Annotated in this window: 4 protein-coding genes and 3 pseudogenes; 5 read left to right on the top strand and 2 right to left on the bottom strand. The window is 66.5% G+C overall.

Features of this window, described 5'->3' with window-relative positions; translation table 11 throughout:
- Window positions 1-94: pseudogene (locus RZR99_RS27175) on the bottom strand (IS6 family transposase); the annotation flags it as partial.
- A gap of 450 nt (window positions 95-544) precedes the next feature.
- Between RZR99_RS27175 and RZR99_RS27170 the strand changes: the two are divergent.
- A complete protein-coding gene (locus tag RZR99_RS27170; protein WP_323122874.1) occupies window positions 545-1,933 on the top strand; it encodes a cytochrome P450 in 1,389 nt (462 codons plus the stop codon).
- Window positions 1,934-2,081: 148 nt separating this feature from the next.
- Window positions 2,082-2,299 (top strand): annotated as a pseudogene (locus RZR99_RS27165) (IS6 family transposase); the annotation flags it as partial.
- Between the two features lie 15 nt (window positions 2,300-2,314).
- On the opposite strand, the pseudogene RZR99_RS27160 reads toward RZR99_RS27165, so the two are convergent.
- A pseudogene (locus RZR99_RS27160) lies at window positions 2,315-3,471 on the bottom strand (IS3 family transposase); the annotation flags it as partial.
- A gap of 180 nt (window positions 3,472-3,651) precedes the next feature.
- On the opposite strand from RZR99_RS27160, the gene fabD reads away from it, so the two are divergent.
- The 3 genes from fabD to RZR99_RS27145 are packed head-to-tail and all read left to right on the top strand — an operon-like array spanning window position 3,652 to window position 15,105.
- Window positions 3,652-5,604: an ACP S-malonyltransferase gene (gene fabD / locus RZR99_RS27155; RefSeq protein WP_323122873.1), complete on the top strand. Its 1,953-nt coding sequence runs from the start codon at window positions 3,652-3,654 to the stop codon at window positions 5,602-5,604.
- Window positions 5,594-11,197 carry an amino acid adenylation domain-containing protein gene (locus RZR99_RS27150; RefSeq protein ID WP_323122872.1) on the top strand — a complete coding sequence of 1,868 codons (5,604 nt, stop codon included), beginning with the start codon at window positions 5,594-5,596 and terminating at the stop codon, window positions 11,195-11,197. Before fabD ends, RZR99_RS27150 begins: the two co-directional genes overlap by 11 nt.
- Entirely contained in the window at window positions 11,194-15,105 is a 3,912-nt protein-coding gene (locus RZR99_RS27145) for a beta-ketoacyl synthase N-terminal-like domain-containing protein (RefSeq protein ID WP_323122871.1), read from the top strand. The genes RZR99_RS27150 and RZR99_RS27145 overlap by 4 nt, the downstream gene beginning before the upstream one ends.
- Window positions 15,106-15,137 lie beyond the last annotated feature (32 nt).

Raw genomic sequence — 15,137 nt, 5'->3', positions numbered from 1 at the left:
GGCTGAGCTGGAAACGAAAATACCACCGGACCGCGTGGCTGATGACCGAAGCTGGAAACCGATGGCCATGGTAGAGCGATTTCCTCTTTTCCATCTCTCCATCCTAACCGAACCAGGCGTCAACGTGACAAAGCCTAACTGGTCAATTTCCACTCGGTCTGCTGACAAAAATGTCATCTTTTTATCATGTGATTATCATTTGCGAATCCTATGTTTATAGTAGGATGGGTTATCGGGTTAAATTTATTTAATTTGGTTTGGTGATTAATGGCATGTTGAGTTGATTATCCATGTGAAATCGGCAGTGGGATGCATATGAAAATCGAAATGCGCAATGATATTGATGGGGTTTAACGTTTTTTTGGGCGCATTGTTATGCACATGGTTGTCGTCAACTTTGCTCGATTTAGCCAAGCATCAATGATGCTATTGGGCGAAACACTTATCTGAATCAGTGTGCTGTTTAACCCGTTTGCTTCCACGAATTCCGTCCGACTTAGTAGGTGTGAGAGAATTTAAAAATCATTTCGAATTGGAGGGTGTTGTGAAAACTTTTAAAGATTTGCCGATGCCGCCTGGATTGCCAATGGTTGGAAATGCACATCAGCTTGACAAGGATGGAATTCATTTGACGCTTGAGGGATGGGCGAGGGAATTCAAACAGGAGCCATTCCGATTCAAACTTGGAAATCTGAAGTTTATTGTGCTTAGTCGCCCGGATGACGTGAGATGCGTTCTTAAAGAACGGCCCACACAATTTCGCCGCATGCGCGAAATGGCGAAAATATTTGACGAAGTTGGATTCAGCAGCGTCTTTACTAAGGAAGGAGAGGCGTGGCGCAATCAGCGACCGATGATTCAACCGGCATTCACGAAGCAAAATCTCATTGCCTTTGTTCCGCAGATCGCGCGCAAAGCGCTTCAGCTGCGTGATCGCTTGAAAAGGTCACATGGTGAACCACTGGAGATACGTCACGATTTCCGGCGCTTCACGGTAGACGTCGGCTGCTTGCTCGTTTTTGGTGTGGATCTAAATAACCTCGCAGACGATGATAATCGTACCCTACATACGTTTCATAATGTCGTTCATACGATGAATAAGCGTTTGCGAAGTTTAATTCCATACTGGCGGCTCGTTAAAATGCCAGTTGATCGACAATTTGATGAGTCAATAAAGGAGTTGAAGGATTCAGTCGCAGTCATCGCGCACGATATCAGAGATAAGATGAGGCGCAACGATGATATTGGCGACCACTGTATTCTCCATACGATGCTTCGTGCCGCCGATGGTGAGGCTCCTACGCTGACCGACGACGAATTGTTCGCCAATATGATGATCCTCGTCCTTGGTAGCGAGGGTAGCACGGCTGCGATGATCAGCTGGCTATGTTTCTATCTGAGCCAAGATGATGTTATGCAGCAGCGCTTGCGAGATGAGATGAGTATTTTCGATATCGACAACGTGCATTTTGACGATATTGAGAACTTGCCGTATACCGAGGCGGTTATCGAAGAGACGTTTCGTATACGCTCGACCGTTCCCGCGTTGGTTCTGGAGGCACTCAGTGATACCAATGTCGGAGAGCTGCACGTCGAGAGGGGCATGCGAATTTTCGCATTGACACGCGTAAATGGCATTATGAATCCGGAACGGGATATGGTGTTCGATCCGCAACGTTGGTTAAGCGATGACGGGGCATTGGTCAACCTGAAAGAGGCCCGGCAAACGCAGTTTCCATTTGGATTTGGGCCCCGCGTCTGCCCTGGTGCGCCATTGTCAAATATCGAATTGAAGATCGCTATCGCCATGCTAGTGAAGAGCTTCCGGCTGGAGATCGTCGACAGAGACTCTGTCAAAGAGGTATTTATGGCGTCAGCAGTTCCCCAAAACCTAAAAGTGAGAGCCGTGCCGCTGCAGGGCGTTGCTGAGTGAATTCATGATGGGTTCAAAGCGATGTTGCACGCTGGGCGTTGGCAGGTGGCAGATGATAGTGGTACTAATTTTTGACGATCGTCCTATGATCTCCATCACCTGCCGCTGCCCGATGAAGTTCGGTCCCGATCAACGCAAGGCGCTTGCGGTGCGCGCTCATCGGGACAATGCCGCCGCGCGCAATACTACTTTGAGAAATTTATCGATCACAACGGCACGCCCGAAATGGTGGCGATCGTTAAGAGTGGCGTGAATCTAGTGGCGCCGCAGGCGATCAATGCAACGCGTGAGCAGTTGATCCGGATTCGTCGGAAGAAGTTCTCGAACAACATCGTTGAGCGGAATCATCGGGCCGTCAGGCCGAGGCAATGATGCCGCCTGCTGAGCAGCGTACCAATTTCGTTCGAACTGCATCGGACTAACGTAGCCCAACGTCGAGTGCAACCGAGAATGATTGTAGAAGCGCAACCAGTCGATGACCTCGTCCATTGCTTCGCGCCGCGTCGCGAACCGGCGACCGAGGACTCGGGCGTGCTTGAGCGATCCCCACAAACTCTCGGTCGGCGCGTTATCCCAGCAGTTGCCTTTGCGGCTCATCGAATTGCGCATGCCGTAACCCTTCAGCAATCGCTGGAATTCGTGACTACGGCATCGGCTGCCCCGATCGCTATGCAGAATCGGCCCCGCTGCTGGATGCCGGCGGAACCACGCCATGCGCAGCGCGTCCGACACCAGTTCCGTGCGCATGTGCGGCCTGATCGACCGGAACGCGGCCTGTCAGCTGAACAGATTGCGGATGACCGTCAGGTACAGCCAGCCGTTGTCGGTCCAGATAGCCGTGATGTCGGAACGCCACGCCTGATCAGGTGCCGTCGGCGAGAAGGTACGTTGCAGCAGGTTCGGCGCAATCGGCAGATCGTGTTTGCCGGCCGTCGTCGCCTTGAATCGTCGCTTGGTCTTCGCCTTGATACCGTGCCGTTTCATCAGCCGTTGACCCAGATCCTTGCTGGCGCGGATGCCCCGCGACTTCAGTTCTCTCCAGACGCGCGGCCAGCCGCATTCGCCTTTGGACGCGGCGTGGACGGCTCGGATATGGACCAACCGCGCGCCGTTGTTGATGCGCCGGCGTGGTCGATCCGTATCGACATCGCGAGCCTTGCGGGCATGGTAGCCGCCGGGGCTTACCCCCAGCGCCTGACGGGCCAGCGATACCGGTCATTGTCAGCTATGACGTTCAATCCAGGCGTACTTCATGCCGGCACCTTTGCGAAGTACAGCGTGGCTTTTTCCAGGATGGCGCGCTTGATTTTCACGTGCGCCAGCTTGGCACGCTGCTGCGCAATCCCCATTTGTTCGGGCGACACCTTCACATCCGCGCCCTTGAGCTTGCACGTCGCGTCTGCCTTGATCCAGTTGTGCAGCATTCGGGAACAGATGTTCAGGATCTTCGCCACTGCGGCAATGCTCCGGCCGGCGCGGACCATCCGAACGGCTTCCAGATTGAATTCGAGCGTGTACCGCGCTCTCGCATCACCCATCTTGCATTCCTTCTTGCCCTCAGCGAGGGATCCGTTTTTCGCGGGCAACTTCAGATTGCAAGAATTCGACGGCTACCGAATAACTTTACTCGCTGAATATATATGCGGTCTTGATCACCTTCGCGTCCTAGTTGATCAACGTTCTTATTGCAACAGAATCAATTGAAGAGGTGTCTCGCGATGGATGTTGCCTATGTATTTCCCGGACAAGGTTCGCAGTGCAAAGGGATGGGTGCCGGGCTTTTTGACGCGTTTCCAGAGGAAGTCGCGCAGGCCGACGCGATACTCGGCTACTCGATCCGCTTGCTATGCGTCGAGGACCCCCAAGCGGTGTTGGCGCGGACCGAATACACGCAACCCGCGCTGTACACCGTCGGCGTGCTCGACTATCTGCAACGCCGCGGCCGTGGCGATGCTGCCGGGATTCGCTGGTTGGCCGGACATTCGCTCGGCGAATACTGCGCGCTGTTCGCGGCCGGTGCGTTCGATTTCGCGACTGGGCTGCGGCTAGTGCAGCGCCGTGGTGCGCTGATGAGCGCGGCACCGAAGGGGGCGATGGCCGCCGTGATCGGCATGACGGCCGAGGCGATCCGTGCCTGCCTGCGCGAGTCGAACCTGGAATCCGTCGATCTCGCGAACATCAATTCGGGCAACCAGATCATTCTGTCCGGGCTGTACGACGAAATCCGCTCGCGCGAGACCGCGGCGCGCTTCGAGCAGGCCGGCGCGAGCTACGTGCCGCTCAATGTCGGCGCGGCGTTCCACTCGCGCTACATGCGCGAGGTCGAGCGCGATTTCAACGCGTTCCTAGGCGGCGTCGAACTGCGCCCGCTGCAGGTCGACGTGATCGCCAACGTGACGGCGCGTCCCTATCCGCGCCGCGACTATGCCGGCTTGCTGAGCAGCCAGATCTCGAGTCCCGTGCGCTGGTACGAGACGGTCTCGTGGCTGCTCGCGCGGGGATGCAGCGAGATCGAGCAGATCGGGCCCGGCACCGTGCTTACCAAGCTGACGACGGCGATCAAGGCGCAGCCGATGGCGATCGAGCCCGACCCGGTGCCCGCGATGCCGATCGACCGGCAGCCCCCAGCGCCGCTGGTATGCATGCCGGCGCCCGCACCGGCGGGCCAGTCGCGTGCGACGGTGGGCCGGCGCGCCGTCTTCATGTACGGCGGGCAGGGCACGCAGTATTTCCAGATGGGCCGCCAGCTCTACGACGAACATCCGGTTTTCCGCGAGCACTTCGATGTCTGCAGCGAGTTCGCCGAGCCCGAGCTCGGTGCGTCGCTGGTACGGATCATCTATGACGAGGCCCGCGCGCCATACGATCCCTTCGACGCGATCGAGCACACGCATCCCGCCCTGTTCGCGATCGGCCATGCCCTCACGGCGGTGGCGCGAGCCGAGGGGATCGAGGCCGAGGCGGTGCTCGGCTACAGCCTCGGCGAGTACGTTGCGCTGGCGGTGGCGGGTTGCCTGTCCTGGCAGGACGGCCTGCGGCTGTGCCTGCGCCAGTCGCGCGCGATCGGCCGGACCACGCTGGACGGCGGCCTGCTCAGCGTGCTCGCGCCGCTCGACCACTTCGACGATCATCCCGAGTCGTACGCGGACCTGGAACTCGCCGGCATCAATTTCGACGAGAACTTCTGCGTCGCAGGCCCGCGCGCCTCGCTCGAGCGCACCCGCGCGCAACTCAATGCGGCCGGCATCCTGTCGCTGGACCTGCCGGTGCGCTTCCCGTTCCATTCGAGCCATATCGACGCGATGCGCGGCGAGATCCTGGCGGTGGCCGACGGCATCACGCTGAACGCACCGGCGATACCGGTCTATTCGCCCTCGCACGGGCGGCGTATCGACGAGCGCGACTTGGCCGATCCGGCGCATTTCGCCTGGAACGTGGTGCGCAAGCGCGTCGATTTCCATCGCTTGGTGCGTGCGCTGGCGGCCGAGGCGCCGGCGCACGCCTTCCTCGATCTCAGCGCCACCGGATCGCTGGCGAACTTCATCAAGTACATGTCGGTCGGCACCGTCCGCGCCCACACCCTGATCAACCAGTTCGGCAAGGACATGGCCAGCCTGGCAGCCCTGCGCGAGGCATTCGACTGCACCGAGGACGATGAGCATGCTGCCTGATCACGCTTCGTCGGCTTGGAATCAGACTGCGGTCGAGTTCGACCGGACGCGCGGCTTTCATCACCTGTTCGAATCGATGGCCCGCGCGCAGCCCGAAGCACCCGCCCTGGCCGACGGCGAACGCACGCTCGGCTACGCGCAGCTGGAAGCCGATAGCGCGCGGCTGGCAGCCTGGTTGGTGCAGCACGGCGCTGGGCCGGGCGCGCGGATCGGGATTTTCATGGCACGCTCGATCGACCTGGTGGTCGCGATGCTGGCGATCGCGAAGACCGGCGGCGCCTACATCCCGCTCGATCCTTCGTATCCCGAACAGCGTCTGCGTGACATGGCCGAGGACAGCGGCACCCGGCTGATCGTCACGCAGCAGGCGCTGGCCGCTCGCGCCGAGGCGCTGCTGGTGGGGCAGGGCCAGTGCCTGCCGCTCGATGCGCAGGCCGAGCGGATCGCGGCCTGCGTGCCCTACCGCGGTGCCCGCGAACTGGAGGAGGGCGCGCTGGCCTATGTGATTTACACCTCGGGCAGCACTGGCCGGCCCAAGGGCGTGATGGTCGGCCATCTCGCGCTGAGCAACTTCCTTCAGTCGATGGCGGTGACGCCGGGCATCACGTGCGATGACGTGCTGCTCGCGGTGACCACCCACAGCTTCGATATTTCCGGGCTCGAGCTGCTGCTGCCGCTCGTAAGCGGCGCGCGATGCCACCTCTGTCCTGCCGACGTGGCGCCCGACGCGAACCGGCTGCTCGCGCTGATGCGGCAGGTCGCGCCGACCCTCATGCAGGCCACGCCGGCCACCTGGACCATGCTGATGCATGCCGGCTGGAGCAATCCGACCCAGATCCGAATTCTCTGCGGCGGCGAGCCCCTGCCCGACACCCTGAAGCAGTTCTTCGACCGGACCAGTCGTGACGTCTGGAACATGTACGGCCCGACCGAAACCACCATCTGGTCGACCACTGGCCGGCTGGAAGCGGGACGGCCCGTCACGATCGGCCGGCCGATTGCTAACACCCGCATCTACATCGTGCGCGAGACGGGGGGCCTGAGCGAGGTCGGCGAGCCGGGCGAGCTATGCATCGCCGGGCTCGGGCTCGCGCATGGCTATCTGAATCAGCCCGAACTCAGCGCCGAGAAATTCATCGCCAATCCGTACGAAGCGCACGGTCGGCTGTATCGCACCGGCGATCTCGCGCATTGGCAAGCCGATGGCACGATCATGCACCTGGGCCGTATCGACAACCAGGTGAAGATCCGCGGCCATCGCATCGAGATCGGCGCGATCGAGGCGCAGCTCGACCAGCATCCCGAGGTGCGGCAGGCGGTGGTGGTGGCGCGCGAGCATTTCGGCGGCGGGCAACTGGTGGCCTACTGCACGGCGCGCTCGTCCGGCCCGGCTCCGGCCCTGTCGGCCGACGCGCTGCGCGAGTGGGTGGCCGCGCGGCTGCCGGCCTACATGGTGCCGGTGTTCTTCATCGAGACCGACGCAATCCCCTTGACGCCGGCCGGCAAGATCGATCGCAAGGCGCTCGGCGCGCGGCCCGTTTCCGCCGCGACTAGCGCCGCCGCGAGGACGGCCGGCGACGACGCGGTGGAGCGTTTCGTGATCGAGCAATGGCAGCGGTTGCTAGGCGTGACCGATGTCGCCGCCGATACCCATTTCCGCGACATCGGGGGCGATTCGGTGGTGGCGATCCAGTTCGTGACGAACCTGAATCAGGCGTTCGGCTGCGCGCTCGAGGTCGGCGACTTGCGCGATCGGCAAAGCCCCGCGCGCATCGCCAGGCGCGTCGCGGAGGTGCTTGCCGGGGCGGGGGCCGGGCTGGACGCGCCGGACCAGGCCCGCGCGCCGGCCGATGACGACGCGCCCGCGCCGCGCCGGGCCGCGGCCCGTGCAGCGAGCGGGCCCGAGGCCGGCGCGGCACGAGGCACGCACCACGACATCGCCATCGTTGGGATGGCCGGCAGGTTCCCCGGCGCGCCGACGCTCGACGCGTTCTGGGCGAACCTCCGCGATGGCCGCAACAGCGTCTCTGCGCTGGCCGCCGAGCGCGCCGACCTGCCCGGCACGGCAGGCGTGGCAGGCGCGCGATACGCGGCCGAGTGGGCCGGCCTGATCGACGGCGTGTTCGAATTCGATCCGGCCTTCTTCCGCATCGCGCCGCGCGAAGCGGAACTGATGGACCCCCAGCAGCGCCTGATGCTGCTGTACACCTGGCGAGCCCTGGAGGACGCGGGCATCGCGCCGGCCGTGCTGGGCGAGCGGCGCACCGGCGTGTTCGTGGCGGCCGCGCAGAACAACTACGCGCTGCAGGCGGCGCGCGCAACCGGCAACAAGGGGTATCTCGCGACCGGGCAATCGGCCTCGATGATCCCGAACCGGATCTCTCACGCGCTGGACCTGTTCGGCCCGAGCGAATGCATCGAGGCGACCTGCTCGTCCTCGCTGGTCGCTCTGCACCGCGCGGCGCGTGCGATCCGCGCCGGCGAGTGCGAGCAGGCCGTGGTCGGCGGCGTGAACCTGCTGCACGAGCCGGACCTGTTCGAGAGCTATGCCGCGATGGGCCTGCTGACACCCGATGCCGTGACGCGCAGCTTCCGGCGTGACGGACGCGGTTATGTGCGCGCCGAGGGCATCGGCGTGATGATCGTGAAGCCGCTCGAGCAGGCGCTGGCCGATCGCGACACGATCCACGCCGTGGTCAAGGGTTCCAGCGTCAACCACGGCGGCAACACCGCCTCGCTGACCACGCCGAGCGCCGCGGGCATCGCCGCCGCGCTGCGCGACGCGGTGGCCGACAGCGGCGTCGCGATCGGCACGATCGACTACTTCGAGGCGCATGGCACCGGCGCGCCGGCCGGCGACGAGCTGGAACTCGGCGCGCTGCGCGCCGCGGTCGAGCAACTGGATGGGGAGACGCCGGCCGCCGGGCGGCGCGAGCATCCGCGCGCGGTGGGCGGCCTGAAGCCGTGCATCGGCCATGCCGAGATCGCATCGGGCATGGCCGCGCTGTTCAAGGTCGTGATGGCGATGCGCCATGGCCTGCTGCCGGGCGTGCCGGGTGTCGACGAGGCCGAGGCGGCCGCGCGCTGGCCGGGTCCCGGATGGCGGATCGGTGCCGCGAATCGCGCCTGGCCGAGCGTGGGCGACGCGGCGCGAGCCGGCGCGATGCCGCCGCGTCGCGCCGGCATCAACAGCTACGGCTTCGGTGTCAACGCGCACGTGATCCTCGAGGCGCCCGATGCATTGCCTGTGTCGCTCGAGGTGCAGCAAGCCGGTGCCGCGCCCGAGCGCACCGCGCAGTTGGTGCGCCTGTCGGCGCGCACGCCGCGCCAGCTCGAACGCGTGGTGGCCTCGCTGGCCGCCTGGTTGCGCGAACACCACGAGGTCGATCTCGCGCGCCTCGCGCATACGCTGCATGTCGGGCGTCAGGCGCTCCCGGTGCGCCTGGCGTTCGTGGTCGATTCTGTCGCGGATCTGCTGGCACGTCTCGATCAGGCAGCCGAACTGCTCGGCGCACCGGACGAGCAGCTCGCCGCGCGACTGGCCGCGCTCGAGGGTGCGACCTACGCGGTGGCGCGGCCCGCCGAAGCGGGCCTGGCCGCACTTACCGTGCTGCCCGGGCACGGCGATCCGGCCGCCCAGGCACGGGCCTGGGTGAACGGCGCAGCCGCGGCAGCGGGGCGCCTGGCCGATGGCCCGGCCCGGCTGAGTCTGCCCGCCTATCCATTCCAGCTCGACGAATACCGTGTCGATGCCGCCGTCGCAAGCCGTCCGCTGCCGTCCGCCGTGGCGCGGGCCGAGGGCGTCGAGGTTGCGACGCCGGCCGCCGCCGCGCCGCGCGCGAAGCGGATCTGCGTGGTCGGCGCCGGCCCTGGCGGGCTGGTGATGGCGAAGTCGCTGCTGGAAGAAGGGCACCAGCCGGTGGTCTACGAGGCTGCCGCGACGTTCGGCGGCGTCTGGAACCTGGAGCGCGTCAAGACCGTCGGCACCTATTCCACCACGCGTTTCCAGAACTCGCGCGACACCAGCCTGTTCTCCGATTTTCATCCCGGCGAGACCGCCGGCATGTTCCCCAGCGTGCAGGAAGTGCGCGCCTATCTCGGCGCCTACGCGGCGCGCTTCGACCTCGAACGGCATGTCGCATGCGGCGTGACGGTCACCGCGGTGCGCGAGGCCGGCTCGTGCTGGGAAGTCGACAGCGTCACGGCGCAAGGCGATCGGCGCACCGAGCGGTTCGACGGCGTCGCGCTCTGCCACGGCCGCTACCGCCTCCCGCAGCGGCTGTCGATCGCCGGCCTCGACGGTTTCCCCGGCGAGCGGCTGCATGCCGGCCAGTACTTCGACAGCGCGCCCTTCGCCGGCAAGCGCGTGCTGGTGATCGGCAACGGCGTGAGCGGCATGGACATCGCGACCGAGGCCAGCAAGGTGGCCGCCTCGGTGGTCTGGAGCATCCGTTCGCGCAAGTTCATCCTGCCGCGCATGGTGGGCTTCCTGCCCAACGACTTCGTCTCGCCGGCCAGCCTGCTGTTGCCCGAGCGCATGCGCACCCAGCGCAATCTCGAACGGCTGTCGCGCGCGTTGCCGGCCTTCGACGATGCCTTCGCGCGTAGCGGCATGCGGCCGAGCCTGGCCGAATTCCGGGCCAATCCGTTCATCCACGTCAACGACGAGGTAGTCGAACTGGTCGCCTCGGGGCGCATCCGCACCGTGTTCGGCGAGATCGACCGCTTCGAGGGCCGGACCTGCCACTACCGCGACGGCTTACCGCCGGTCTCCGACATCGACGTGGTGGTCGAGTGCAGCGGCTATCGCACCGAGGCGATGTGGCAGTACCTGGAGGGCATCGAGCCGCAGCGCGATTTCGCGCTGGGCCTGTTCCATCGTCGCAATCCGATGCTGGTGAACCAGTACGGGCTGCAGGAGATCGGCGTGATCGGCACCTTCCCCTACCTGGAGATGGTCGCACGCTGGTACGCGCAGGTGGTCTCGGGCAAGTACGTGCTGAGCGCCGACGAACTGGGCGAACGGGCTGATACCGGGCAGATTGTGATGGGACCGCTGGCCAGCGTGGTGATCGGCGCGAAGCTCGGCCTGGTGCCCGATCCGCGCGTGGAGTTCAAGGCCTTTTGGCAATTGCTGTCGCTGCCGTGCTTCCCCGCGCAGTACCGGCTGCGCGGCCCGCACGCGAGCGCCGAGGCCGCCGCGGTGGTCGAGGCCAGCCGGCGCCGCGCCTTCGTCGACGGCGAAGCGCAGGACCCCGAGCTGCGCGTGCTGAAACTGCGCGTGCTGGCCGGGTTAGGTGCGGCCGTGCTGGCCGACCTGCTGGCGCGCGGCGAGATCACGCGGCCCGATTACGAGGGCGCGCTGGCGCGGCTCGACGATTCGCTGGTGATCGACTGGCACTCCCAGTTCCTGAGTCCCACCCGGCGGGACCAGGCCGAGCCGGCTGTTGCCGGGCGGCCCGAGGGCGGTCCGGCCGCCGCCGATGTCGCGATCCAGGCCGAGTACCAGTCTTTGCTCGACAAGCTCAAGCGCCGCGTCATCGACGCGGACGGCCTGCTGGCCGAACTCCAAAAACTCTCGAGGGTAGCTTGAAGATCGATCTCCATGCATTTGTCGAGCAGGCGCGCAGCGATGCCGTGCCCGATGCGGCCTTGCTGAGCATGATGCGCGAGCTGCACCACGCCGTGCAGGCCGAGCACGCGCCGGCGGCACCGAACGCGCCCGCCGCGGCCGCGCCGCTCGACACGGCCGCCGTGGTCGAGACGCTCGCGGGCCTGCTGAGCGCGACGGTCGGTTATCCGGTCGATGCTCTCGAGGCCGATCGCAGCTTCGCCGACTACGGCTTCAATTCGATCTCGCTGATGGAGTTCTCGCAGCGGATCGCCGTGCGATTCCCGCTGACGCTCGGGCCCGGGGTCTTCCTCGAGCATCCGTCGCTGTCCAGGCTCGGCCGCCATCTGGCCGGGCAGTTGGCGGCGCTCGGGCCGGCGCATATTGCCAAGGCGGCCACCGCGCCGGTGGCGCCCGCTATCGAGGCGGCACGCGGGGCTGGCGCGGCACTCGCGCCCGCTGCCGCCGCGCCGCGCGGCGCGCCGGCCGGGATGGGCGGAATGGACGGCGAGATCGCGATCATCGGCATGGGCGGGCGCCTGCCGAAATCTGCCGATCTCGACGATTTCTGGCGCCGCCTGGCCGCCGGCGAATCGCTGATCACCGAGGCGCCGGCCGATCGCTGGGATTGGCGCAGCCACTTCGACGATCCGGCCAAGCCGAACAAGACCGATTGCATCCACGGCGCCTTCATCGACGACGTGCGCGGCTTCGATGCGCTGCATTTCAACATCGCGCCGACCGACGCCGCGCTGATCGACCCGCAGCACCGGCTCGCGCTGCAGGCCGTGTGGGAGACGCTGGAGGCGGCGGGCTACGCGCGCGATGCGCTGCGCGAGCGCAAGGTGGGCGTCTATTTCGGCATCGAGCGTCAGGACTACGCGGACCTGATCCGCGCGCGCGGCATCGAGATCGACGGGCACCTGAACACCGGCAACGCGGCTGCGATGCTGGTCAACCGCATCGCGCATTTCTTCGACTGGCGCGGGCCGGTGTCGGCGGTCGACGCGGCCTGCGCGAGTTCCTTCGTGGCGCTCGACGAGGCGGTGGCCGCACTGCGCGGCGGCCGTGCCGACGCGGCGGTGGTGGGCGGCGTGAACCTGCTGCTGACCCCCGACACCTCGATCTACAACCGCAAGCTCGGGCTGTTCACCGGTTCGGGCGTGGTGCGCCCCTTCGACAAGGCGGCCGACGGGCACATGTTCAGCGATGGCGTGGGCGTGCTGCTGCTCAAGCGGCTGGCCGACGCCGAGCGCGACCACGATACGGTGCTTGGCGTGATCAAGGGCATCTCGGTGCGGCACGGCGGCAAGAGCATGTTCCTGACCGCGCCCAATGCCGCGATTCATCGCGAGACCATCGCCGAGGCGCTCGGCCAGGCCGGCCTCGCGCCCGACGACATCGACTACCTCGAGGCGCAGGGCACGGCCAATCCAATGGCCGACGAGGTCGAGCTGCGTGCGTTCCACGAAGTGTTCCGCGCGCGCCGCGGCGGCAAGCCGAAGCTCGGCACGGTGAAGGGGCAGCTCGGCCATTGTTCGGGCGCCTCGGGCGTGATCTCGCTGATCAAGGTGCTGCAGTCGCTGCGTGCCGACCGGCTGATCGGCATCGCCAACCTGCGCGAGCTGAACTGGTCCGATGGCGAGTTCGCCTGCGAGCCGCTGCTCGACACCGTCGCCTGGCCGCCGGCCAGCCGCGACGGGCGCCGCGTGCCGCGCCACGTCGGGGTCCACAACTTCGGCTTCGGCGGCGTCACCGGGCACCTCGTGCTGGGCGAGTATCTCGATGCGCGCGAGCCCGCACCCGAGCCCGCCGTGCCGGGCGAGCAGGCGATCCTGCTGTCGGCGCGCAGCGCGCCGCAGCTCGACGAGGCGATCCGGCGGCTGCGCGCGTTCCTCGCGCGCGAGGACGCGGCGAGCACGCCCGCCACGCTCGAGTCGATCGCCTACACGCTGCAGACCGGCCGCGAGCACTGGGATCACCGCGTCGTGGTGTTCGCCGATTCGCCGGAGGCGCTAACCCGCAATCTGGCGCGCTGCCTCGACGGCGAGGAGGACGCGCGCGCCTTCGTGCGGCGCGATGCCGAGACCGGCCGCGACGTGCGGCAGCTGTTTTCGAGCGAGGAGATGCGCGCCACGCTGCGCGACTGGGTCGACGCGCGCAGCCTGCGCAATCTCGGCCGTGTCTGGGCTTCGGGCGTGAAGGTCGACTGGGCCGGCCTGTACCAGGGGCGCGTGCCACCGCGCAAGGCGATCCTGCCGAGCTATCCGTTCTCGCGTCAGCCGCTGTGGCTGCCCGAGGCGGCCCCGGCCGCGCCGGCGCCGGCCGCCGCGCGCGACCCGCGCTCGCGTTTCGTCAGTAATGTCTCGACGTTCGCCGCGCAGCGCTATGGCTCGGTCTTCGACGGCGGCGAACGCGGTTTCCGCCGCATCGACGCGGGCGGCGCGCGTGCCTTCGCCGAGCCCGCGCATCTCGACATGATCGACGAGGCCTTGCGCGAGGCCGCCGAGGTTCGCGCCGACGAGGCTGTCTACCTAGCCCTGCGCGATATCCGCCATCCGCTGCCGCTGATCGTCGATGGCGGCGCCGCGCGCGTGCACACCACGCTGCTGCCCGCGGCCGACGGCGAGATCGCCTACCGGCTGGCGAGCGATGCCGGGTCCGATGCCGCCGACGAGCAGGTCCACGCCTTGGGCCATGCCGCGCTGCTGATGCTCGATGCGGTGCCGCATCTCGATGCCGACACGCTGGCCAGCGTCGACGGCGTGCTCGATCGCGCCGATGCGCTGCTGGCCTCGGCCGTGGTCCACGGCGACGGCTCCGATGGCGATGTCGCCGCCGCCGCCGCGCTGACCGCCGTGTGGGTGAGCGGTGTGCCGGGCCGCGCGCTGCTGCCCGCCGCGATCGCCTCGATCGGCACGGCCAACCTGTATGGCGCGGTATCGGCCGATAGCCGGATCTGGGCGCGCCGCGCCGTCGGCCAGCCGGCCGGCGGGGCGGCGCCGATCGATATCGACGTGTTCGACGCGCGCGGCCAGGTGGCCGCCGAGTTGCGCGACGTGGTACTGGCCTGGCCCGATCGGGCCGGCGGCGAACTGCCCTCCGAGGCCGGCTCGATGCCGGGCGAGACCAACGGCATGATCCCGACCCTGAACGGCACGGGCGCGATGACGACGCGGCTGCTGGCCTGCTCGGAAGCCTTCGTCGAGTTCGCCGCGCAGGCGCGTGGCGAGGTGATGGACATGGGCTGCGCCTACGGCGTCGCGACGCTGGCCGCGCTCGAGCGCGGCGCGCGCGTGCTGGCCGTCGACATCGACCCGCGCCACCTGGAGATCCTCGCCGCGCGGGTGCCCGCCGCGCTGCGCGAACGGCTCTCGACGCAGGCCGGCACGCTGCCCGGCATGACGCTGCCGGAGAACCACTACGCGGCGATCCATGCCGCGCGCGTGCTGCACTTTCTCGACCCCGATGCATTCCGCGCTTCGCTGCACCGCATGGCGAGCTGGCTGGCGCCGGGCGGCAAGCTGTTCGTGACCTGCGACAGCCCGTATTTCCCGCATTGGTCGGCGCGCGTGGACGAATACGAGCGGCTGGTCGCGGCCGGCCATCCGTGGCCCGGTCATATCGCCGACCTGGCCGGCTACTTCAGGCAGCGCAGCGATGCCGGCGCCGGCAATGCGATGGATACCGGCGAGCACGCCACCGACGCGCTCGGCGGCGCCGCGCTGATCAATCTCGTCGATCCCGAAACGCTGGCGCGCGAATGCCGTCTGGCCGGCCTCGAGATCGAGGAGGCCGGTTTCGAGGGCCTCGCGCTCGACGACGACGAGGTGGCCGGCAGCGGCGGCCTCGAGCACGCCAGCGTGATCGCCGTCAAACCGATGCGCTGAGCGCCGCCGCGACGACACCTGCCGCGCGCAGC

Source organism: Burkholderia alba (genome assembly GCF_034721475.1).
Lineage (GTDB): Bacteria > Pseudomonadota > Gammaproteobacteria > Burkholderiales > Burkholderiaceae > Burkholderia > Burkholderia alba.
The sequence above is the reverse complement of the archived record's forward strand: the minus strand, read 5'-3'. Positions and strand labels throughout refer to the sequence as shown.